At 64.2% G+C, this 21665-nt stretch carries 25 protein-coding genes; 17 read left to right on the top strand and 8 right to left on the bottom strand.

Annotated elements, in window-relative coordinates:
• Positions 1–89: 89 nt before the first annotated feature.
• From ACOOE1_RS14615 to ACOOE1_RS14630, 4 genes are all read left to right on the top strand, one after another.
• A complete protein-coding gene (locus tag ACOOE1_RS14615) occupies positions 90–2117 on the top strand; it encodes a thioredoxin domain-containing protein (protein ID WP_420402932.1) in 2028 nt (675 codons plus the stop codon).
• On the top strand, positions 2114–2602 hold the full coding sequence (locus ACOOE1_RS14620; RefSeq protein WP_420402933.1) for a methylated-DNA--[protein]-cysteine S-methyltransferase: 489 nt from the start codon (positions 2114–2116) through the stop codon (positions 2600–2602). The genes ACOOE1_RS14615 and ACOOE1_RS14620 overlap by 4 nt, the downstream gene beginning before the upstream one ends.
• Positions 2603–2692: 90 nt before the next feature.
• Positions 2693–3391 carry a dienelactone hydrolase family protein gene (locus ACOOE1_RS14625; RefSeq protein ID WP_420402934.1) on the top strand — a complete coding sequence of 233 codons (699 nt, stop codon included), beginning with the start codon at positions 2693–2695 and terminating at the stop codon, positions 3389–3391.
• 26 nt (positions 3392–3417) lie between these two features.
• Positions 3418–4392, top strand: a complete 975-nt coding sequence (locus ACOOE1_RS14630; RefSeq protein ID WP_420402935.1) for a quinone oxidoreductase family protein — start codon at positions 3418–3420, stop codon at positions 4390–4392.
• Between the two features lie 69 nt (positions 4393–4461).
• Here ACOOE1_RS14630 and ACOOE1_RS14635 read toward each other — a convergent pair whose 3' ends face one another.
• A complete protein-coding gene (locus ACOOE1_RS14635; RefSeq protein WP_420402936.1) occupies positions 4462–5355 on the bottom strand; it encodes a LysR family transcriptional regulator in 894 nt (297 codons plus the stop codon).
• Positions 5356–5454: 99 nt separating this feature from the next.
• Here ACOOE1_RS14635 and ACOOE1_RS14640 point away from each other — a divergent pair, with 99 nt between their 5' ends.
• Together ACOOE1_RS14640 and ACOOE1_RS14645 are read left to right on the top strand one after the other, a co-directional pair.
• Positions 5455–6192, top strand: a complete 738-nt coding sequence (locus ACOOE1_RS14640) for an SDR family oxidoreductase (RefSeq protein WP_420402937.1) — start codon at positions 5455–5457, stop codon at positions 6190–6192.
• Positions 6193–6222: 30 nt separating this feature from the next.
• A complete protein-coding gene (locus ACOOE1_RS14645; protein WP_420402938.1) occupies positions 6223–6435 on the top strand; it encodes a tautomerase family protein in 213 nt (70 codons plus the stop codon).
• Between the two features lie 80 nt (positions 6436–6515).
• Here ACOOE1_RS14645 and rho read toward each other — a convergent pair whose 3' ends face one another.
• The 3 genes from rho to hemE all read right to left on the bottom strand — a co-directional run bounded on the left by rho (position 6516) and on the right by hemE (position 9476).
• A complete protein-coding gene (rho, locus tag ACOOE1_RS14650; RefSeq protein WP_420402939.1) occupies positions 6516–7778 on the bottom strand; it encodes a transcription termination factor Rho in 1263 nt (420 codons plus the stop codon).
• 210 nt (positions 7779–7988) lie between these two features.
• Entirely contained in the window at positions 7989–8420 is a 432-nt protein-coding gene (gene hemJ / locus ACOOE1_RS14655) for a protoporphyrinogen oxidase HemJ (protein ID WP_420402940.1), read from the bottom strand.
• Between the two features lie 27 nt (positions 8421–8447).
• The gene (gene hemE, locus ACOOE1_RS14660) at positions 8448–9476 is read right to left on the bottom strand and encodes a uroporphyrinogen decarboxylase (protein WP_420402941.1); all 1029 of its coding nucleotides are present in this window, start codon (positions 9474–9476) and stop codon (positions 8448–8450) included.
• Positions 9477–9880: 404 nt separating this feature from the next.
• Here hemE and ACOOE1_RS14665 point away from each other — a divergent pair, with 404 nt between their 5' ends.
• Genes ACOOE1_RS14665 through dnaQ form a run of 4 tightly spaced genes read left to right on the top strand, consistent with a single transcriptional unit; the run spans position 9881 to position 12632 of the window.
• Positions 9881–10705 carry a pyruvate, water dikinase regulatory protein gene (locus ACOOE1_RS14665; protein ID WP_420402942.1) on the top strand — a complete coding sequence of 275 codons (825 nt, stop codon included), beginning with the start codon at positions 9881–9883 and terminating at the stop codon, positions 10703–10705.
• Positions 10705–11346, top strand: coding sequence for a Maf family protein (locus ACOOE1_RS14670; protein WP_420402943.1), 642 nt, complete (start codon positions 10705–10707; stop codon positions 11344–11346). The genes ACOOE1_RS14665 and ACOOE1_RS14670 overlap by 1 nt, the downstream gene beginning before the upstream one ends.
• A 4-nt stretch (positions 11347–11350) precedes the next feature.
• Positions 11351–11947, top strand: a complete 597-nt coding sequence (gene coaE, locus ACOOE1_RS14675) for a dephospho-CoA kinase (RefSeq protein WP_420402944.1) — start codon at positions 11351–11353, stop codon at positions 11945–11947.
• On the top strand, positions 11940–12632 hold the full coding sequence (dnaQ, locus tag ACOOE1_RS14680; RefSeq protein WP_420402945.1) for a DNA polymerase III subunit epsilon: 693 nt from the start codon (positions 11940–11942) through the stop codon (positions 12630–12632). The genes coaE and dnaQ overlap by 8 nt, the downstream gene beginning before the upstream one ends.
• Here the strand turns inward: dnaQ and secB are convergent, their stop codons facing one another.
• The 3 genes from secB to ACOOE1_RS14695 are packed head-to-tail and all read right to left on the bottom strand — an operon-like array spanning position 12633 to position 14307.
• Positions 12633–13151, bottom strand: coding sequence for a protein-export chaperone SecB (secB, locus tag ACOOE1_RS14685; RefSeq protein ID WP_420402946.1), 519 nt, complete (start codon positions 13149–13151; stop codon positions 12633–12635). It abuts the gene before it with no gap.
• Positions 13152–13193: 42 nt separating this feature from the next.
• Positions 13194–13748 (bottom strand): histidine phosphatase family protein, encoded by a 555-nt coding sequence (locus tag ACOOE1_RS14690; protein WP_420402947.1) that lies wholly within the window; start codon positions 13746–13748, stop codon positions 13194–13196.
• Between the two features lie 37 nt (positions 13749–13785).
• Complete coding sequence (locus ACOOE1_RS14695; protein WP_420402948.1) at positions 13786–14307, bottom strand: FxsA family protein; 522 nt, start codon at positions 14305–14307, stop codon at positions 13786–13788.
• A 162-nt stretch (positions 14308–14469) separates the two neighbouring features.
• Between ACOOE1_RS14695 and ACOOE1_RS14700 the strand changes: the two genes are divergently transcribed.
• From ACOOE1_RS14700 to ACOOE1_RS14730, 7 genes are all read left to right on the top strand, one after another.
• Complete coding sequence (locus tag ACOOE1_RS14700; protein ID WP_420402949.1) at positions 14470–15141, top strand: Tim44/TimA family putative adaptor protein; 672 nt, start codon at positions 14470–14472, stop codon at positions 15139–15141.
• 112 nt (positions 15142–15253) lie between these two features.
• Complete coding sequence (locus tag ACOOE1_RS14705) at positions 15254–16360, top strand: murein transglycosylase A (RefSeq protein ID WP_420402950.1); 1107 nt, start codon at positions 15254–15256, stop codon at positions 16358–16360.
• Positions 16361–16421: 61 nt separating this feature from the next.
• A complete protein-coding gene (locus ACOOE1_RS14710) occupies positions 16422–17198 on the top strand; it encodes a (Fe-S)-binding protein (RefSeq protein WP_420402951.1) in 777 nt (258 codons plus the stop codon).
• A complete protein-coding gene (locus ACOOE1_RS14715; protein WP_420402952.1) occupies positions 17198–18634 on the top strand; it encodes a LutB/LldF family L-lactate oxidation iron-sulfur protein in 1437 nt (478 codons plus the stop codon). The genes ACOOE1_RS14710 and ACOOE1_RS14715 overlap by 1 nt, the downstream gene beginning before the upstream one ends.
• The gene (locus tag ACOOE1_RS14720) at positions 18631–19317 is read left to right on the top strand and encodes a LutC/YkgG family protein (protein ID WP_420402953.1); all 687 of its coding nucleotides are present in this window, start codon (positions 18631–18633) and stop codon (positions 19315–19317) included. The genes ACOOE1_RS14715 and ACOOE1_RS14720 overlap by 4 nt, the downstream gene beginning before the upstream one ends.
• Before the next feature lie 21 nt (positions 19318–19338).
• A complete protein-coding gene (locus tag ACOOE1_RS14725; RefSeq protein WP_420402954.1) occupies positions 19339–19944 on the top strand; it encodes a Smr/MutS family protein in 606 nt (201 codons plus the stop codon).
• Positions 19941–20312 (top strand): helix-turn-helix domain-containing protein, encoded by a 372-nt coding sequence (locus tag ACOOE1_RS14730; protein ID WP_420402955.1) that lies wholly within the window; start codon positions 19941–19943, stop codon positions 20310–20312. The genes ACOOE1_RS14725 and ACOOE1_RS14730 overlap by 4 nt, the downstream gene beginning before the upstream one ends.
• Here ACOOE1_RS14730 and hslU read toward each other — a convergent pair whose 3' ends face one another.
• Positions 20313–21620, bottom strand: coding sequence for an ATP-dependent protease ATPase subunit HslU (gene hslU, locus ACOOE1_RS14735; protein WP_420402956.1), 1308 nt, complete (start codon positions 21618–21620; stop codon positions 20313–20315). It abuts the gene before it with no gap.
• Positions 21621–21665: the final 45 nt, after the last annotated feature.

Below are 21665 nucleotides of genomic sequence, written 5' to 3' on the forward strand. Positions count from 1 at the left end.
CTTGCCGTTCGCAGCGCTGGACCTCGGGCGCCCGAGCCCTCACCTTGGGGCGAGGACACAATCAATCATTCCGGACCGGACCCTGCCCCATGCGCAACGAGCTCGACAAGGAAACCAGCCCCTATCTGCTGCAGCACAAGGACAATCCGGTGCACTGGCAGACCTGGTCCGAGGACACCATCGCCGCCGCCCGCGCCGCCGACAAGCCGATCCTGCTCTCGGTCGGCTACGCCGCCTGCCACTGGTGCCATGTCATGGCCCACGAAAGCTTCGAGGATCCGGACACGGCGGCGGTGATGAACGAGCTCTTCGTCAACGTCAAGGTGGATCGCGAGGAACGGCCCGATCTCGACATGATCTACCAGACCGCGCTGGCCATCACCGGCCAGCATGGCGGCTGGCCGCTGACCATGTTCCTGACGCCGGAGGGCGCGCCGTTCTGGGGCGGCACCTATTTCCCGCCGGAGCCGCGCTACGGCCGTCCCTCCTTCCGCGATGTGTTGCGGCAGGTCGCCGGCGTCTATCGCGAGGAACCCGGTCGTGTCGCGGGCAACGTGACCGCCATTTCCAAGCGTCTCGACGCAGTGTTCGCCAGCAATCCCGGCGACGCGGTCCCTCTGGAGGCCGCACCCGAGGTCGCCCGGCGGTTTCTGGCGGAGCACGACCCGGTTCTCGGCGGCATCGGCGGAGCGCCGAAGTTTCCCCAGCCGACGATCCTGAAATTCCTCTGGCGGACCGGCCAGCGGACCGGCGACGGGCAGATACTGCAGGCTGTCCGCACGACCATGACCGCCATGTGCGAGGGCGGGATCTACGACCATCTCGGCGGCGGTTTCGCGCGCTATTCGACCGATGCCGAGTGGCTCGTGCCCCATTTCGAGAAGATGCTCTACGACAATGCCCAGCTGCTCGCGCTGATGACCGAGATGCAGCGCCAGGAGCCGAACCTGCTCTACGAGCAGCGTATCCGCGAGACGATCGGCTGGCTGTTCCGGGAGATGGTCTCCGAAGGCGGCGGCTTCGCCTCGTCCCTCGATGCCGACAGCGAGGGCGTGGAGGGGAAATTCTATGTCTGGGGCGCGGCAGAGATCGAACGGGAGTTAGAGGATGCCGGCTTCGATGCCGCGCTCTTCGCAGCCCACTACGACGTAAAGCCCGGCGGGAACTGGGAGGGCGCCACGATCCTCAACCGCAGCCACCGCAAGGGGCCGTTCGACGCCGGAACCGAGGAGAAACTCGAGGCTGCACGGGCGCATCTCCTGAAAGTCCGCGAGAACCGGGTCCGGCCCGGCTGGGACGACAAGGTGCTGGCGGACTGGAACGGGCTGACCATCGCCGCACTCGCGGACGCAGCCAGTCTCTTCGGGGAGCCGGAATGGCTGGAACGGGCGGAGAGCGCCTTCGCCTTCATCACCTCCCACATGGAAGCGGACGGCCGGCTCCTGCATTCCTGGCGCGACGGACAGGCCAAGCATGCCGCGACGCTCGACGACTATGCCAATATGAGCCTCGCCGCCCTCTCCCTCGAGACCGCCACCGGCGACCGGGCCTACCTCGACCGGGCGATCGCCTGGGCCGCCCTTCTCGAGGAGCATTTCCTCGACCCAAAAGACGGTGCCTATTTCTTCACCGCCGACGACCAGCACGACCTGATGATCCGGACCAAGACGGCGATCGACAATGTCACGCCGGCCGGCAACAGCACGATGATGGAGATTCTGGCAAGGCTCTGGCTGAAGACCGGGGATGCGACCTATGCCTTGCGGGCGGAAGCCATTACCCGTGCCTTCGCGGGTTCCTTCCAGCAACAGCCGATCGGTTTCCCCGGTCTGCTCAACGGGGTCGAATGGCTCCGGCACGGACGGCAGATCGTCGTCGCCGGCGATCCGTCGGACAAGGACTGCCAGGCACTCGTCCAAACCGCGCGTACCGCCGGACGGGCGCTCTCGGTGCTCGATATTCTCTCGGGCGAGGACTCCCTTCCCGAGGGGCACCCTGCCCGCGGCAAGGGACCGGTCGAGGGACGCCCCGCGGCCTATCTTTGCGTCGAGCAAACCTGCTCGCCCCCGGAAACCGATGCGACCCGGTTCCGGGAAATTCTCGAGGCGCGGCGATGAACGCACGTCTTCAGCACAGTTTTGACAGCCCGATCGGCCGCATTCACCTGACCGAGGAGAACGGGGCAATCACCCGTCTCACATGGGTTTCACGTGAAACATCCCCAGTCCGTTGCGGATCCGAGACGAGCCCCGTGCTGCTGGAGGCGGAGCGCCAGGTCCGTGCCTATTTCGGCAAGAATCTGAATCGCTTCGACCTGCCGCTGGCATATGACCGCGGGTCCGCCTTCGAGCGGTCCGTCTGGGATACGATGAAGGAGATCCCGTTCGGAAAGCTCCTGACCTACGGCGATATCGCAGAACGGGTCGGCGGCGTCGCTCGGGCGGTCGGCGGCGCCTGCGGCGCCAATCCGATCCCGCTCATCATTCCCTGCCACCGGGTGGTCGGCAGCGACGGCAGGCTCACCGGATTCTCGGGCGATGGCGGGATCGCCACCAAGCAGCGGCTGCTCGATCACGAGTCCGATCAACTCTCCCTGTTCTGAAGAACACTCGTTCCACCGGGACCGTGGACAGGCCGCGGCGCCCGCGCCTAGTCTCTGGCCATCCGGCTGCATCCCAAGGGAGGGAGACCCATGTCCTATGTAACCGTCAAGGCCGCAGATGGCGGCAGCTTCCAGGCCTATCACGCCGCGCCTCCGGGCGGGGGCGACGCGCCCGGGATCGTCCTGATCCAGGAAATCTTCGGCGTGAACAAGGTCATGCGCGACCAGGCCGATGCCTACGCCGCGGAAGGCTACCACGTGCTCTGCCCGGATATCTTCTGGCGCATCGAGCCGGGCATCGACATCACCGACCAGAGCCAGGCTGAATGGGACAAGGCCTTCGCGTTGTTCAACGCCTTCGACGTCGACAGGGGCGTCGAGGACCTGAAGGCGACGCTCGCCCACCTGAAGGGAATGAACGGCTGCACCGGCAAGGCGGGATCGGTCGGCTATTGTCTCGGGGGCAAGCTCGCCTACCTGATGGCAACCCGTTCCGACGCGGATTGCAATGTCTCCTACTACGGTGTCGGCTTGGACGAGCTACTCGGTGAATCGTCCGGTATTTCAAAGCCTTACCTATCTCATATCGCCTCCGAGGACGGCTTCGTGCCGAAAGAGGCGCAGGAAAAGATCAAGGCCGGGCTTTCCGGCAATCCGCTGGTCACGCTGCATGTCTATGAAGGCCAGGATCACGCCTTCGCGCGACAGGGCGGCGCCCATTACGACGAGGCGGCGGCGAAACTGGCCAATAGCCGGACGTCGGACTTCTTCAAGGCCAATCTCGGATAACAACGGCTCACAAGGGAAACACCAATATGGTCAAGGCTATTCAGTTCAAGACAGCTGGCGGACCCGAAGTCCTCGAGATGACCGAAGTGGACCTCGCGGCACCGGGCGCGGGTGAGATCCAGGTCAAGCACACCGCAATCGGGCTCAACTTCATCGACACCTACCACCGCAGCGGCCTCTATCCCCTGCCCCTGCCCTCCAATATCGGCATGGAAGGCGCCGGCGTGGTCGCCGCCGTCGGCAGCGGCGTCACCGACCTGAAGGAAGGCGACCGGGTGGCCTATGCCTCCCCACCGCCGGGCTCCTATGCCGAGGCCCGAAACATCGCCGCCGACCGCGTGGTGAAGATCCCGGACGGCGTCGACGACAGGACCGCCGCCGCAATGATGCTGAAGGGCATGACGGCGCAGTACCTGATCCGGCAGATCTACAAGGTTTCGAAGGGTGACACGATCCTGATCCATGCCGCCGCCGGCGGTGTCGGCCAGATCGTCTGCCAGTGGGCCAGTTCCCTCGGCGCCACCGTGATCGGCACCGTCGGCAGCAAGGAAAAGGCCGAGATCGCCAAGGCCAACGGCTGCCATCATCCGGTGCTCTACAACGAGGAGGACTTCGTCGAGAGGGTAAAGCAGATCACCGACGGCAAGATGCTGCCGGTGGTCTACGACTCGATCGGCGCCACCACCTTCGAGAAGTCACTCGACTGTCTGCGGCCGCGCGGCCTGATGGTCAGCTTCGGCCAGGCGGCGGGGCCGATCCCGCCGGTCAATCTCGGGATCTTCGCACAAAAGGGCTCGCTCTTCTTTACCCGGCCGACGCTGTTCAACTACATCGCGACGGCCGAAGACCTCCGGGCCACTGCCGGAGACCTGTTCAACGCGGTCAAGTCGGGCGCGGTGAAGATCCATATCGACCAGACCTTCCCGCTTTCCGAGGCCCGCGCGGCCCACGAGGCGCTCGAAGCCCGCAAGACCACGGGATCGACCATTCTGCTGCCGTAACGTCCTGTATCGACACCGCACTTTTGGGGGCGTCCGCCGAAATCATCGGGGACGCCCCTTCTGCTTGCGCTAGAAATCCGCATCCCGGAACACGCCGGCAGCCCAGTCGAGAAACACCCGCACCCGCGGCGAGAGCTGACGGTTCTGCGGATAGAGCGCGACCAGCGGCATCGGCTCCGGCGCGAAATCCGGCAGGATCTCGACCATGCGGCCGCGTGCCAGATCCTCGCGGAACCGGTATCGCGGCGCCTGCACCAGACCATAACCGAGCCGCGCCAGATGATGCACGGTCTCCGCGTCGTTGGCCGTCAGCCGGGCGGGCAGAGTGATCTCGCGCGACCGGCCTGCCGATCGCACTTCCAGCGGCAGGACACCGCCGGTCCGCGAGGAGACGAACCCGACCATCTCGTGGCCCTCGAGATCATCCGGCGTCTGCGGCACGCCATGGCGCGCGAGATAGGCCGGCGCCGCACAGATGATCTCCGGAAGTGCTGCCAGGCGCCGCATGATCATGCCGCTCTCGTCCGGCTCGCCGGCCCGGATGACGCAATCCACGCCCTCGCGCAGTAGATCGACCAGCCGATCACCCTGTCCGATCTGCAGCGACAGGCGCGGATACAGATCCAGGAGCTCCGGGAGACGCGGGAGCAGAAAGGTCCGGGTAAGAACGCCGTGCACGTCCACGCGCAGCCGGCCCGCAGGCTCGCTCCCACGCAACGCGCCCTCGGCCTCGTCGACATCCGCAAGGATCTCAATACAGCGCTGGTAGTAGGCCCCACCGTCGGGCGTCGGCGCGACATGCCGGGTCGTGCGGTCGAGCAGTCGGCTGCCCAGCGTTTCCTCCAGCCGCCGGATCGCCTCCGTCGCCGTCGATCGCGGGACGCCCCGGTCGGCCGCGGCGGCGGTGAAGCTGCGCAGCTCGACAACCCGGACAAAGAGGCGCATTGCATCGAGGCGATCCATAATTTGTTCGTTATACCCGAATTAACTTGCCGAAAATAGCCTGATTATCCTATCTCAATGGTCTGCTTACCTCTGCTCCATACCAACCGGGAGCAAGAGATGAACCTGAAGGACAAGACAGCGATCGTGACCGGCGGCAGCAGGGGAATCGGCGCCGCCATTGCACGGCGGCTGGCCGGGGAAGGCTGCGCCGTGCTGCTGAACTATGTGCAGGATGACGCAGCCGCCCAGCTCGTGGTCGAGGAGATCGAGGAAGACGGCGGCACGGCCTTCGCAGCAAGGGCGGATATCGCAGCGCCAGGCGCTATAGACTCCCTGTTCGACATGGCAAAAGCCACCGTCGGGCCGGTCGACATCCTGGTCAACAATGCCGGGACGATGCGGCTCGCACCCCTTGCGGACGCGACGGACAGCGACCTTGATATCCACCTGTCCGTCAACCTCGCCGGAACCTTCCGCGGCATGCGGGCCGGGGCAAAGCGACTGAGGGACGGCGGACGGATCATCAGTCTCTCCTCCAGCGTGGTCGGCCTCTATCAGCCCAGCTATGGCCTCTACGCCGCAACGAAGGCCGCGATCGAGGCGATGACCAATGTCCTAGCGAAGGAACTCGGGCAGCGCGGGATCACGGTAAACGCCATCGCGCCCGGGCCGGTCGAAACCGAATTCTTCCTCAAGGGCAAGCCGGAGAATCTGATCGCGGCCATCACCCGGTCGATCCCGCTCGGCCGTCTCGGACAAGCCGGAGACGTCTCCGCCGCCGTCGCCTTCCTCGCAGGACCCGACGGCAGGTGGGTCAATGGCCAGACGATCCGCGTCAATGGCGGTGTCGTGTAATCAAACACAGCAAGAGAAAAGGAGAAATCAATGCCATTCGCAAACTTCAAGCTGCCGCAGGCCGCACTTTCGACGACCCAGAAAGCAGACCTCGTTCACAAGACCACGAACCTCATGGTCGGCTATTTCGGAGAAGACGTCCGGCCGAGCACCATGGTGCTGATCGAGGAGGTGCCGGACGGCGGCTACGGACGGGCGGACGAAGTGTTCGTGATGCCCGAGGAATACCGCGCCAGAGACTGATCCACGCGACCGGCGATCAGTCGAAATGAAGAGGGCGGAGCCATCGGCTCCGCCCTCTTCCGTCGTCCCAAGATCCGGGATCAGGAATTCATCGAGTCGAAGAAATCCTGGTTGTTCTTCGAGACCTTCAGCTTGTCGAGCAGGAACTCCATCGCATCGACCGTCCCCATCTGCGTCAGGATGCGGCGCAGGACCCACATCTTGTTGAGGGTCGGGCGGTCCACCAGGAGCTCTTCCTTGCGGGTACCCGACCGGGTGATGTCGATGGCCGGGAAGGTCCGCTTGTCGGCCAGCTTGCGGTCGAGGATGATCTCGGAGTTGCCGGTACCCTTGAACTCTTCGAAGATGACTTCATCCATCCGCGAGCCGGTGTCGATCAGAGCGGTCGCGATGATGGTCAGCGAGCCACCCTCCTCGATGTTCCGCGCCGCGCCGAAGAAACGTTTCGGGCGCTGCAGCGCGTTCGCGTCCACGCCACCGGTCAACACCTTGCCGGAAGACGGCACGACGGTGTTGTAGGCACGCGCGAGACGGGTGATGGAGTCCAGAAGGATCACCACATCGCGCTTGTGCTCGACCAGGCGCTTTGCCTTCTCGATCACCATTTCGGCGACCTGGACGTGCCGCGCGGCCGGCTCGTCGAAGGTGGAACTGATGACCTCCCCCTTCACCGAGCGGTCCATGTCGGTCACTTCCTCGGGGCGCTCGTCGATCAGAAGCACGAGGAGATAGGCGTCCGGGTGGTTCTCGGCGATCGCATGGGCGATGTTCTGCAGCATGACCGTCTTGCCGGTCCTGGGCGGTGCCACGATCAGACCGCGCTGACCCATTCCGAGCGGCGAGATCAGGTCGATGACCCGCGTGGTCACGTCCTGTTGCTTGTTCTCCGCCTTCTCGAGCTCAAGATTGAGCCTTTGTTCCGGGTAGAGCGGGGTAAGGTTGTCGAAATTGATCCGATGGCGGACCGCTTCCGGATCCTCGAAATTGATCTTGTTGACCTTGAGCAGCGCGAAGTACCGCTCGCCGTCTTTCGGTGCCCGGATCTGTCCCTCTACCGTATCGCCGGTGCGCAATCCGAAGCGCCGCACCTGGCTGGGAGAGATGTAGATATCGTCCGGTCCCGGCAAGTAATTCGATTCGGGTGAGCGGAGAAAACCAAACCCATCCGGCAACGTCTCAAGAACGCCAGTGCCATAGATCGGAAGATCATTGTCCGCTAACTGTTTGAGAATGGCAAACATCATGTCCTGCTTGCGCAGAACACTTGCGTTCTCAATCTCCAATTCTTCCGCATAGGCAAGAAGATCTTGGGGTGTTTTTGCTTTTAGCTCTTGAAGATGCATCGTCCTGTCGATGACAAGGTAAAACGAATATTTTGGAAGGTCGGCCGGTTGAGCAGGCCGCACAAATGTCGCTTTTTTCAGCTGACTGTTATGATTCGTTCTGTGCGGGAAAGACCTGACGCCATGCCCCACGGCGGTCGGCGATTGATGTCAATTACAGTAGTTCGGCGCCGAGTGTCAAACAACAATATTTGATAATAATGGAAAACATCAGGAAAACGGTTTCACGATCACCATGATGACGATGATGATCAGCAGGACCGTTGGAACCTCGTTCGCAATTCGGTAAAAGCGGGCGCTGCGTTTATTGGCATCCGCCGCGAATTCTCGCCGCCAACGGGCCATATAGCCATGGAATCCCGTCATGAGGACGAGACAGGCCAGTTTGACGTGGAACCAGCCGTCCGACAGGAATTCCGGGATCAGGACCAGCATCCAGATGCCGAAGACGAAGGTCGCGATCATCGCCGGATTGATGATCGCGCGCAGCAGGCGCCGCTCCATGATCTTCAGGGTCTCGGAGAGTTCCGAGCCCGGTTCCGCATCGGCGTGGTAGACGAAGAGCCGCGGCAGATAGAACATCCCGGCCATCCAGGCGACCATGCTCATGACGTGGAATGCCTTGACCCATTCGTAACTCATCGCGTCCTCCTCACCGGCCGGTCCGGTCTATTTTCCGCGGACCTGCCGCAGAAGCTGTTCGACATGCGCGATCGGCGTGGTCGGCAGGATGCCGTGCCCGAGATTGAAAATGAACGGTCCGGAAGCAGCCGCGTCGAGGATGCTCTTCACTTCCTCCTCGAGGCCCTTCCCGCCGGAAAGCAGCGCGATCGGATCGAGATTGCCCTGAATCGGCATCCTGCCCTGGATGTTGTCGACCGCCCAGCGGATCGGCATGGCCGTGTCCACTGCCACCGCGTCCACCCCGGTCTCCGCGATGTAGTCGAGGTAGTTGGCCCCGGCCGCCCTCGGGAAACCGATCACAGGAAGCTCCGGATGGGCCGCTTTCACGGCCCCGACGATCCTCCTTGTCGGTTCGATGACGGCCACGCGGAAAAGACGTGGCGAGAGCACGCCGGCCCAGGAATCGAAAAGCTTGAGGACCTCCGCTCCGGCCGCCGCCTGGCCAAGCAGATAGGTGATGGTGCCCTCGACAACCATATCGATCAGCGCCTGGAAGCCCTCCGGATCGCCATAGGCCCATTGCTTGGTCGCGGCGTAGTCCTTGCTGCTGCCACCTTCGACCATGTAGGTGATGACCGTCCAGGGACTGCCCGAGAAACCGATGAGCGTGGTCTCCGCCGGCAATGCCTCGCGGACCCGCGACACGGTCTCGTAGACATTGCCCACACGCCCGGAGAGGGCCGCCGGATCGAGTCGCGAAAGCGCGGCACGGTCGCGCACCGGCTCGAGCACCGGCCCGCGGCCCTCGACGAACTTCAGCGGCTGACCGAGGCCATAGGGTACGATCAGGATATCGGAGAACAGAATGGCGCCGTCCATTCCGAAACGCCTGATCGGCTGCAGGGTCACCTCCGCTGCGAGTTCCGGATTGAGGCACAGATCGACGAAGGATCCCGCCTTCTGACGAATCTCGCGATATTCCGGCAGATACCTTCCTGCCTGTCGCATGAGCCAGATCGGGGGAATCTCTGACACCTGGCCAGCCAGCGCCTTCAGGATGGGTTTTTCGGTCATGGATCGCCTGTTCGTTTCGTCAATGCGCGCACTCACTAACAAAGAATCTTATTAGAAATAAGTAGGAAGTGATTGTAGTGGCGCTGTGAGTCCTGTGGATTAGCGTTTTGACACAAGTGATCCACAGAACGGTTCGGGCAAGAGCCTACAGGCCCAATTCAGGGATAAGAGCCTGCAAAAATGTCGCAACCCGCTGCGCGTCCGGCGATCTCAGTCCTGGGGATAGCGGGGATATCTTGCCTGCCGGACAAGTTGCTCCCGCTAACCAGACAGCGGAATAACTTTATCCCCCGCAGGACAAGTCGGCGCCGGCACCATGCATCATGAGGACACTTTTTCTTTCTGAACGGAATCCGCATTCTGTAAACAAGTCCTACAGGTTTATCCCCAGCAAGGTGTGAACGGTGACCGACACGGATATCCATCTTCACCTGGTCTCCGACGCGACCGGCGAGACGAACCATCAGGTGGCCCGCGCCTGTCTGGTGCAGTTTGAGGGCGTTCGCGCCCGCGAGCACGTCTGGTCCCTGGTGCGCACGGCCGGCCATATCGAAAAGGTTCTGGCCGCCGTCAGTGTCTATCCCGGCCCGGTTCTGTTCACGCTGGTCAATCCGGAGCTTCGCGAGCAACTCGAGATCGGCTGCCAGCAGCGCCGCGTGCCCTGCATCTCCGTCCTCGATACCGTGGTGAACGCGCTCGGCGATTTCCTCGGACAGGAAAGCCATGGCCGGCCTGGCCGACAGCATGAGCTCGACGCGGCCTATTTCAACCGCATTCGGGCAATGGACTACACTCTGGCTCACGACGACGGGCAGATGATCCACGATCTCGAGGACGCCGACATCGTGATCGTGGGCGTATCGCGGACCTCGAAGACACCGACCTCGCTCTATCTTGCCAACCGCGGTTACGCGACCGCCAATATTCCTGTCGTTCCGGGGGTGCCGCTGCCGAAAGAGCTCTTCGCGCTGAAGCGGCCCTTCGTTGTCGCCCTGACCAACGATCCGAACCGGCTCACCCAGGTCCGCCGCAACCGGATGCTGATGCTCCAGCATAGCAACGAGACCGATTATGTTGATCCGGAGAAAGTCCGCGAAGAGGTGGTCGACGCGCGCAAGACCTTTACCAAGGCCGGCTGGCCGGTGATCGACGTGACCCGCCGTTCGATCGAGGAGACCGCAGCCGCCGTGCTACAGAAATATGCGAAATTCCATGGTCTGGAGGCCTGATGTCCACCATCGATCTCGATACCTCGCCCCTCGCCGGCTCTGGCGAGAAGCCGGTGGTGCTGGCTTCCGGTAGCCGGACCCGTGCAGACATGCTGTGTGCGGCAGGCCTGCGGATCGAGATCCACAAGCCGGCTGTCGATGAATCCGAATTCAAACGCAGTCTCCGGGCCGAAGGTGCAAGCGCTGCGGAAGTTGCCACCTTTCTCGCCGAAATGAAGGCGAACACGGTCTCCCGCGCACATCCCGAGGCACTGGTTATCGGCGCGGATCAGATGCTCGATCTCGAGGGGGAATGGTTCGACAAGCCGGAGGCGCGCGCCGGGGCGGCGGCGCATCTGCGCAAGCTCTCCGGCAAGCGGCACTCCCTGATCAGTGCCGTCGTTGTCTCCGCCGGCGGAACCCGGATATGGCATCATGTCGCGACGGCGAGCCTGCTGGTCCGTCCGCTCTCGGACGATTTCATCGAAGCCTATCTCGATACGATCGGTGACCGTGCGCTCGACTCGGTCGGCGCCTATCAGCTGGAATCCGTCGGCGCGCAGCTCTTCACGTCGGTCGAGGGCGATTTTTTCACCGTGCTCGGTCTGCCGCTGCTGCCGTTGCTCGATTTCATGCGAACCCACGGCGCGCTCCGGGTCTGAGACGATGCTGGTGCTCGGACTGACCGGATCCATCGGAATGGGCAAGAGCACCGCGGCGGCGATGTTCCGCCGTCTCGGCCTGCCGGTGCACGATGCGGATGCGGCGGTTCACAGGCTGTTCCGTGCGGGCGGTGCCGCGGTGGCACCGATCGGCCTGCGTTTTCCGGAAGCGGTGGCCGAAGGTGCCGTGAACCGGGAGATCCTCGGAAAGCTCGTCTTCGGCGACGCGGCGGCGCTGACGGATCTGGAGGCAATCGTCCATCCGCTGGTGCGGCGCGAGCGAGACCGGTTTCTCGCACACCAGCGCCGGGCACGGCGCCGCGCGGCGGTGCTTGACGTCCCCCTTCTGTTCGAGACCGGCGGCGAGACGGTCTGCGATTTCGTGTTCGTCGTCTCGGCGCCGGCATTCGTGCAGCGGCAGCGCGTTCTCGCCCGCTCCGGCATGACAGAATCCCGGCTCTCTTCTATCCTGAAGAAACAGATGCCCGACCGGGAAAAGCGACGCCGGGCGGATTGCGTCCTGGCGACGGGGCTCGGGCGGGCGGTCACGATGCGGACCATAAAGAAAACACTGCACCGACTGGGAGTGCGACATGCGTGAGCTTGTGCTCGACACGGAGACCACCGGCATCGATCCGAAGCAGGGCCACAGGGTGATCGAGATCGGCGCCATAGAGCTGGTCAACCATGTGCCGACCGGCGAGACGTATCACGTCTATATCAATCCCGAGCGCGAAGTGGAGCAGGGCGCTTTCGAGGTACACGGACTATCCACCGAGTTTCTCGCCGACTTCCCGAATTTCGCCGGGATCGCCGACGGGTTCCTCGAGTTCGCGGGAGACGCGACCTTCGTGATCCACAATGCCAAGTTCGACATGGCGTTTCTGAACGCCGAACTAACCCGCCTCGGACACCCGCCGATGCCGATGGAACGGGCGATCGACACGCTCGCGATGGCGCGACGGAAATTCCCTGGCGCGCAGGCGAGCCTCGACGCACTCTGCCGCCGCTTCGAGATCAACAACGCGCATCGCGAACTGCACGGCGCCCTGGTCGATGCCGATCTTCTAGCGTCTGTTTATCTTGAACTGATCGGCGGGCGGCAGCCGGGCCTCGAACTCGCGCGCGAGGAGAAGGCCGGCGAGGAGGCGATGCCCGAGATCCGCACCGCGGTTGCACGACCGCCGCGGCCCCATGCGCCGAGCGCCGAGGAACTGGCCGCGCATGCGGCGCTGCTGGAGAAACTCAAGGATCCGATCTGGAACCGGTCCGACGCGGCCGAGTGATCAGGCGTTGCCTTCGGTTTCGATCGCGCCGACGTCGACACCGCCGTTCTGCGCGCGCTGCAATTCGTTCTTCTGGAACACGCCGAGGAAGTCGATCGGCTGGATATGCAGCGGGGGAAAGCCGCCCTCGGTGGTGACCTGACCGACGATCTGCCGCGCGAACGGGAAGAGCAGCCGCGCGCATTCCACCATCAGGATGTATTCCACCTGATCGGGACGCACATTCTCGAATTGGAAGACGCCGGCATAGTTGAGCTCGAGGATGAAGACCTTTTCGCCCTCGTGGACACCGTTGACGTTGAGCAGAAGCTGGACCTCGTAGACCTGCTCCGCCATGCGCTCGGCGCGAACGTCGACGCCGATCTCGATGTCGGGACGGATATCCGCGCGCAGGCTCCAGGGAGCCTTCGGATTCTCGAAGGACAGGTCCTTGATGTACTGCGCCTTCACCGTCATCGAGAAGGTGTTGATGGCGTTGTTCGCCCCGTCGGTCGCGGGACCGGTCTCTGTATCGGTCATCGGTCGTAATCTCAGCCGGAGGAAATCGAAGGCGCGTGGGTATCACGGATCCGGGGTATGAACAACCACTCCGGCACCGTCCCGCCGGATCTTCACCACCGTCCCGTTCGCAACCGGCAGGCCTGTCATCCGCTTGATGAAACCCCAGTGACTGACACAGACCACCCGGTCCCAGTCCTCCCGCTCGCGGTTGCCGTCGAGAAAGGCATCGACCCGGGCGAAGACTTCGTGCTCCTCCTCGTGATGCTCCGTCCACCACTGCTCGTCGATATGATCGAACGCGAGATGCGGCCAGTCGCGCTGTAGTACGGAGCGGGTGCGGCCGATATCGCAGACAAAGTGATTGTGCTCGCGGATCAGTGGCTCGATACGGATCTCCCGTCCGAGGGTGTCGGCCAGGATATGCGCGGTCTCGAGCGCCCGGCGGTAGGGACTGGAGACGATGTGATCGATCTCGTGACCGGCGAGCGCGGCGGCGGAATGACGGATCTGTGCCTTCCCGAGATCGGTCAGCGCCGGATCCTCGATCCCGGGATCGATTCCGGTGGCGCCATAGTGAACATTGAACTCGGATTGCCCGTGACGGACGAAGAGCATGGTGCCGGTCCTTCGAGACTGTGGCGGAAATGACCGGTCAGCGTGGCGGCAGGGTGTGGTTGCCGTCATTCTTCCGGTCGGACGGATCGTCCTCCCGGTCCTCCGTCAGGTCCTCGTACTCGCCGTCGATGACCGTCCGTCTGCCGGAAGGGCCGGAAGTCTTACCCGAGCCGCTCCGCACGATCCAGACATTGGAGTCCGCGGAGCGGGCAATGCTCCGGAAGAGATAGCCGATCACCACGATGCGGAATGGCGGGACGAACAGCAGAAAACCCGTCACATCGGTGACGAAGCCGGGCAGGAACAGCAGCACCGCCGCCAGCAACAGCCCCACACCGTCGATGATCTCCGCGAGCGGGGACTGCTCCTGGCGCAGGGTTTCCTGCGCGCGTCGCAGGACCGCGGTTCCCTGGGTGCGGAACAGCAGCGCGCCGAGCGCGGCCGTCAGCAGCGTCAGGCCCACGGTCGCCCAGCCGCCGATGATCCCGCCGATCTCCGCGAAGACGAAAATCTCGAGAGCCGGGATGCCGATCAGAATGACGAGGAAGATGAGGACCATAGTTGTTCTTTCAAAAGTGACAGCCTATCTATGCTGTAGTACGGTCGCCGGACGGCCTGAGCGGAACCTCTGCTGCACATGCGGCGATGATAAGCTCTAAAGGCCGACGGCAATTTTCTCCAAAGGCGGATAAGGGTTCAAGGACCCGCAGTTAAGGGCGATATGGGCGACGGCATCGCGTTCTTCGATATAATTCTTTTCGCGCTGCTTGCAGGGTTTCTGTTTTTCAGGCTCCGCAACGTGCTTGGCAAACGGACCGGACATGAAGAGCGCCATACGGATCCATTCACTCCGGCACCGGAACGGCCCTCCAAGGCCGACAATGTCATAAAACTGCCGGACCGCGAACGAGACGAGCCCGGGGGCGAGCAGGGCGACGACGAGCTTTCGGACCTGATACGGGTCAAGATGGCGGATCCGTCCTTCGACGAGGTCGAGTTCCTCAAAGGTGCCCGGACTGCGTTCGAATGGACCGTCGAGGCCTTTGCCAAGGGCGATCTCGACGGCCTGCGGCCGCTCCTCGGCGACGACCTGATGGGGGCCTTCACGGGCGCGGTCGAGGCACGCGAGCAGGCCGGCGAAACCCAGGAAACCACCGTTTCTTCGTTCCGCTCCGCTCTGATCAGCGACGTGAAGCTGACCGGGTCGATTGCCCGCATCGAGGTCGAGTTCATCACCGATCAGGTCAAGGTGACCCGGGCCGCGGACGGTTCCGTCGTCGACGGCGATCCGGACAAGATCGAGACGGTGACGGATCTCTGGACATTCGAGCGGGATATCGCCTCACGCGATCCCAACTGGCGCCTCGTCGCCGCCCGCGTGCCCGAAGAGTAAGGTCTCTTTGACGTTTCGGAACTGACGGGAGGGCATCTTGCCCCGGCGCTTTCTGTGTCTGCTGGTGTTTCTGTCCTTGGCGGCGTGCACCCCCGAAACTGAACCAGAGCGCGTGACCCAGGAAACGGCGCGCTACGAGAAAGTCTCGCTTGCCGCCCTGCCGGGCTGGTCGGAGGATCGCCTGAGCGAGGCGCTTCCCGCACTGAAACGGTCGTGCGGCAAGATCCGCCGCGGACTCGACGCGCAATCGGTGGCGCCGGCCGAGATCGGCGGGACCATCGCGGATTGGCGCGCACCCTGCGACGCCCTCTCCCGCCTCTCCGACGGGAGCGACGACGCGGCGGTCCGCAGCTTTCTCTCCGATTGGTTCGAGGCGTACGAGATCAGGGCGGGCGAGAGCGCCGGGCTCTTCACCGGCTATTACGAGCCGGAACTGAAAGGCGCATTGGAGCGACGCGAGGGCTACGATACGCCATTGCTCGCGCGGCCGGACGATCTCGTGCTGGTCAATCTGGGAGACTGGCGGTCCGGACTGCGCGGCGAGCGCATTGCCGGACGGTTGCGCAGCGGTCGCCTGGTGCCGTACGAGAGCCGTGCGGAGATCGAATCCGGGGCGCTCGGACAAAATGCCGAACCGCTGGTCTGGCTTGCGGATCCGATCGACGCCTTCTTCCTGCACATCCAGGGGTCGGGCCGGATCCTTCTCGACGACGGCCGCATCCTCAGGGTCGGCTATGACGGGCATAACGGCCATATCTATTATCCGATCGGGCGGCATCTGGTGGATCGCGGACATATCGACAAGGACGCTATCTCGCTGCAGACGATCCGCGACTGGCTTCGGGCGAACCCTCAGGAAATGCGCGCGGTGATGGATCTCAACCCGTCCTATATCTTCTTCCGGACCATTGAGGGCGACGGCCCCATCGGGGCGCAGGGCGTGGCGCTGACCCCGGGGCGTTCACTTGCCGTCGACCGGCGCTACATTCCGCTCGGCGCGCCTGTCTGGCTCGATGTCGATTACCCCGACGAGAGCGGCAGGCCGCTGAAGCGCCTGGTGGTCGCTCAGGATACCGGCGGTGCGATCAAGGGCGCGGTGCGCGGCGACGTGTTCTGGGGCCATGGCGAGCCGGCGGCGGAAAAAGCCGGGCCGATGGCCGCGGCCGGACGATATTTCGTGCTTCTCCCAAAAAATCTCGATATTGCCTTAAGGCAATAGCATGCCGCTCGCCGGATCCGGCGACACGGCATCGATAAGAAAACGAGTGTGGGAGCCTGCTGTGTCAGCGTCCGGAAATGCGCGTCCGCGCGTCGGTCTCTTCGTGACCTGTCTTGTCGATCTGTTCCGCCCGACCGTCGGGTTCGCGGCCATTGCGCTGCTCGAAAGGGCGGGTTGCGAGGTGTCGGTTCCGGAGTCCCAGACATGTTGCGGCCAGCCGACCTTCAATTCCGGTGACTTCAGGGACAGCCGCGAGATTGCTGCGAACGTGATCGCCGCCTTCGAGGATTTCGACTATGTCGTCGCGCCCTCGGGTTCCTGTGCCGGGATGATCCGCGCCCACTATCCCGAGCTCTTCGAGGACGATCCGGCGATGGCGCACCGCGCCCAGCATCTTGCAAAACGGACTTACGAGCTGACCTCTTTCCTGGTCGACGTGATGGGCGTGGAGGAAACCGGCGCCGGGTTCACGGGCACCGTCACCTATCATGACAGTTGCTCCGGCCTGCGCGAGCTCGAGGTGAAGGCCCAGCCGCGCAAGCTGCTGAACAAGGTCGACGGGCTCGAGATCGCCGAGCTGCCCGGGGCGGAGATCTGTTGCGGCTTCGGCGGTACCTTCTGCGTCAAGTACCCGGAAATCTCCGACAGGATGGTGACCCAGAAGGCCGAGGAAATCGTTGCCACCGGTGCGGATCACCTGCTGGCGGGCGATCTCGGCTGCCTCCTGAACATGGGCGGCAAGCTGAAACGGCTCGGCGCCCCGACCAGGGTGCGCCACGTCGCCGAAGTGCTGGCCGGAATGACCGACGGGCCGGCGATCGGCGAGGGAGAGAGCTGATGCAGGCGACCTCCCGTTCCTTCCGGCAGAATGCCCATCACGCGCTGGCGGATGCCCAGCTGCAGAAGGCGCTCTCCAAGATGCGCCCGGGCTTTCAGCAGAACCGCGCCAACGTGGTTGCCAAGCTTCCGGAATTCGAAGCCCTCCGTGACCGCGGCCGTGACATCAAGAATCATGTGCTGGAGAACCTCGACTACTACCTCGAGCGCTTCGAGGAGAATGTCACGCGGCACGGCGGCAAGGTGCACTGGTGCCGCAACGCCGAGGAGGCGCGCCGGACCGTCATGGAGATCTGCCGCGCGGTCGACGCGAAGACCGTTACCAAGGGCAAGAGCATGGTGGCCGAGGAGATCGGCCTCAACGCGTATCTCGAGGAGCACGGCGTCGAGCCGATCGAGACGGATCTCGGCGAGTACATCATCCAGCTCCGGAACGAGCCGCCGAGTCACATCATCGCGCCGGCCATCCACGTGAACAAGGACCAGGTCGTCGAGGCGTTTCGCGAAAAGCATACCGGCCTGCCGCCCGACCGTCCGCTCGAAGAGGTCGGCGACATCACCGACGAGGCGCGCACCCAGCTGCGCCCGAGATATTTCGCCGCCGACGTCGGCATCACCGGCGCCAACTTCCTGATCGCGGAGACCGGCTCCTCCGTCATCGTCACCAACGAGGGCAACGGCGACCTGACCCAGACCCTCGCCAAGGCGCATGTCGTGGTCGCGAGCCTGGAGAAGATCGTGCCGACGCTGGAGGATGCGAGCAGCATCCTGCGCCTGCTCGCGCGCTCGGCGACCGGACAGGAGTTCTCCGTCTACACCACCTTCTCCTCCGGCCCGCGCCGGGACGAGGATCTGGACGGGCCGGAGGAATTCCACGTCGTGCTGCTCGACAACGGGCGCTCTGCAATGCTCGGTACCGAGTACCAGGAGATGCTCCGCTGCATCCGCTGCTCGGCCTGCATGAACCATTGCCCGGTCTATGCCGCGGTTGGCGGACATGCTTATGGCTGGGTCTATCCGGGGCCGATGGGCGCGGTGCTGACGCCGAGCCTGATCGGCATCGACGAAGCGGGTCATCTGCCCAATGCCTCCACTTTCTGCGGGCGCTGCGAGCAGGTATGCCCGATGCGGATCCCGCTGCCGAAGATGATGCGCCACTACCGGGCGAAAGAGTTCGGCGAAGGCAAGACTACCCCGCAGAGTCGCGCGGGTCTGGGGCTCTGGTCATACTTCGCGAAAAGGCCCTGGCTGTATCGTCAGTCGGCCAAACTCGGGGCTGCGCTACTCGGGTTTCTCGGCGGACGGAAGGGGCGGATCGCTACCCTGCCGCTGGCCTCGGGCTGGACCTCGGTCCGCGACATGCCGGCACCGGAGGGGCGCACCTTCCAGCAGCTCTACAGGATGAGCGGACACGGCAAGACGGGAGGGGGAGCATGAGCGAGGCACGGGCACAGATCCTGGCCGGGATCCGCAAGTCCCTCGGCCGGGGCAAGCTGGATGGCGAGGCCGCGGCGGCACTGGACCGCCGTCTTGCCCGCCATGAGCGTAGCCTGGTGCCGAAAAGATCCGACGGCGATCACGCGCACAAGGTCGGCCTCTTCGTACAGATGGCCGAAGCCGTCCAATGTTCCGTAGACCGGCTGGACTCTCTCGCGGACGTGCCGGAAAGGCTCGCGGACTATCTCCGCAGGGAAAATCTGCCTGCCCATATCCGCCGGGCGGGTGCGCTGGACGGGCTCGACATTCCCTGGGAGACGGCACCGGCGCTGACATTCGCGGGTGGCCGGGCCATTGCCGAGGATGCGGTCAGCCTGACACCGGCATTCGCCGGGATCGCGGAAACCGGCACGATGATGCTGCAGTCCGCGCCCGAGACCCCGACCACGCTGCATTTCGTGCCGGACACCCATGTCGTGCTGCTGAAGGAAAGCCAGATCGTCGGCGCCTACGAGGATGCCTGGGACATGCTGCGGGCGAAGCTCGGTCTGGAAGAGGGTGCCGGCATGCCGCGCACGGTCAACCTGATTACCGGCCCGTCGCGGACCGGGGACGTCGAGCAGATCATCCAGCTCGGCGCGCACGGACCGCGCCGGCTGCATATCTTGCTGGTCAAGGACTGAAGCCACCGGCGGGGCAGGGGCATGGCACGGCGACCGACAGCGGACGAACTCTCTCTCTGGCGCAAGGTCGTCGCCGATACCGAACCGCTCAGCCCCGAGCGCCGCAGGGCGTTGGATGAGGCCGCCCCGAAAGTGCCCGAACTCCTGCAGAATCGCGCGGAGAAACCGGCGACCGGCCGGGCCCCGGCAGCGCGCCATCATTCCCGCCCCGGCGGCGATCCCGCGCTCGACCGGATCAAGGTGCCGAGCGCGCTTGCCGAGCATGACCCGGGCAAGGCCCCCGGCATCGACCGCCGCACGGCGCTCAAGATCAAGCGGGGCAAGCAGCGGATCGACGGCCGCATCGACCTGCACGGCATGCGCCAGGACGAGGCGCACCGGGCGCTGAACGCCTTCGTCAACGGTGCCTACAGGCGCGGCGATCGCTGCGTGCTGGTGATCACCGGGAAGGGCACCCGCTCCGGCGACGGCGGACGGGATGCCGGCGTGCTCCGGCGGATGACGCCGCGCTGGCTGACCGACGGCACGAACCGGGACAAGGTGCTGGCCTATTCGCCCGCCCAGCCGCAGCATGGCGGCAGCGGCGCGCTCTATGTCATGCTGCGGCGGCGGAAAGACCGGACATGACCCCGTTCGGTGCGAAGATCCGCGCGCTCCGGGCGGAGCGCGGCGTCACCCTGAAGCAGATGGCGACCGCCCTGCAGGTATCCTCGGCCTATCTTTCCGCGCTCGAGCATGGCCGGAAAGGCCGTCCGACGGTCGGGCTTCTGCACCAGATCTGCCAGTATTTCGACCTGATCTGGGACGATGCCGAGGACCTGAAAAAGCTTGCCCGGCGCTCCAACCCGCGCGTCGTCATCGACACGGCCGGGCTCAGCCCGAAGGCGACCGAGCTCGCCAACACGCTGGCCGACCGGATCAGAGAGCTCGACGATCCGCGGATCGACACGCTCCTCGCCGAGCTCGCGCCGCCCGGCAAGGGGCCGCGCTACTGATCAGAGAATGAACTTGCTGAGATCGGTGTCCTGCGCCAGGTCGCCGACATGCTGCTTCACGTAGGCGGCATCGATCGTCACGGTCTCGCCGCCGCGGTCGGAGGCGGTGAAGCTGATCTCGTCGAGCAGCTTCTCCATCACCGTGTGCAGCCGCCGGGCGCCGATATTCTCGACATTCTTGTTGATCTCGACCGTCAGGTCGGCGAGCGCGTCGATCGCCTCGTCGGTGATGTCGATGGTGACCTCTTCCGTCGCCATGAGGGCCGTGTACTGCCGGATCAGGCTGTTCTCCGGCTCGGTCAGGATGCGGCGGAAATCGTCGCGGCTGAGCGCGCTCAGCTCGACACGGTTCGGCAGGCGGCCCTGCAGTTCCGGCAAGAGATCCGAGGGTTTCGCGATATGGAAGGCGCCGCTGGCGACGAAGAGAATGAAGTCGGTCTTCACCGAGCCGTGCTTGGTCGCGACGGTGGTGCCCTCGATCAGCGGCAGCAGGTCGCGCTGCACGCCCTCGCGGCTGACATCGGCGCCGCTGCGCTCGGCGCGGGCGCAGATCTTGTCGATCTCGTCGAGGAAGACGATGCCGTTCTGTTCCACGGATTCGATGGCTTCGCGCACCACCTTCTCCTCGTCGAGCAGGTTGTCCGCCTCCTCGTCGACCAGCACCTTGTAGGATTCCGCGACGGACATCCGGCGCTTCTTGGTGCGGCCGCCGAAAGCCTTGCCGAACATGTCGTTCAGATTGAGCATGCCCATCTGCGCGCCCGGCATGCCGGGGATCTCGAAGGTCGGCATGCCGCCGCCCTGGTCGGCGGTCTCGATCTCGATTTCCTTGTCGTCGAGCTGGCCCTCGCGCAGCATCTTGCGGAATTTCTGCTTGGTGTCGGCGCTGGCGGTCTCGCCGACGAGGGCATTGACCACGCGCTCCTCCGCCGCGAGCTCGGCCTTGGCATGGACCGATTTGCGCATCTTCTCGCGCACCTGGCCGATCGCCACCTCGACGAGATCGCGGACGATCTGCTCCACGTCGCGGCCGACATAGCCGACCTCGGTGAACTTCGTCGCCTCGACCTTGATGAAGGGCGCCTCGGCCAGCTTGGCGAGGCGGCGGGCGATCTCGGTCTTGCCGACGCCGGTCGGGCCGATCATCAGGATGTTCTTCGGCTGCACTTCCTCGCGGATGTCGCCCGCGAGCTGCTGCCGGCGCCAGCGGTTGCGCAGCGCGATGGCGACGGCGCGCTTGGCGTCCTTCTGGCCGATGATGAAGCGGTCGAGTTCGGAGACGATCTCACGCGGGCTAAAGGCGGTCATGTGTTCTACCAACTTTCGGGCCAGTTTCCGGAAATGCCACTACTT

This window comes from Nisaea sp. (genome assembly GCF_965216895.1).
In the GTDB taxonomy this organism is placed as follows: Bacteria; Pseudomonadota; Alphaproteobacteria; order Thalassobaculales; family Thalassobaculaceae; genus Nisaea.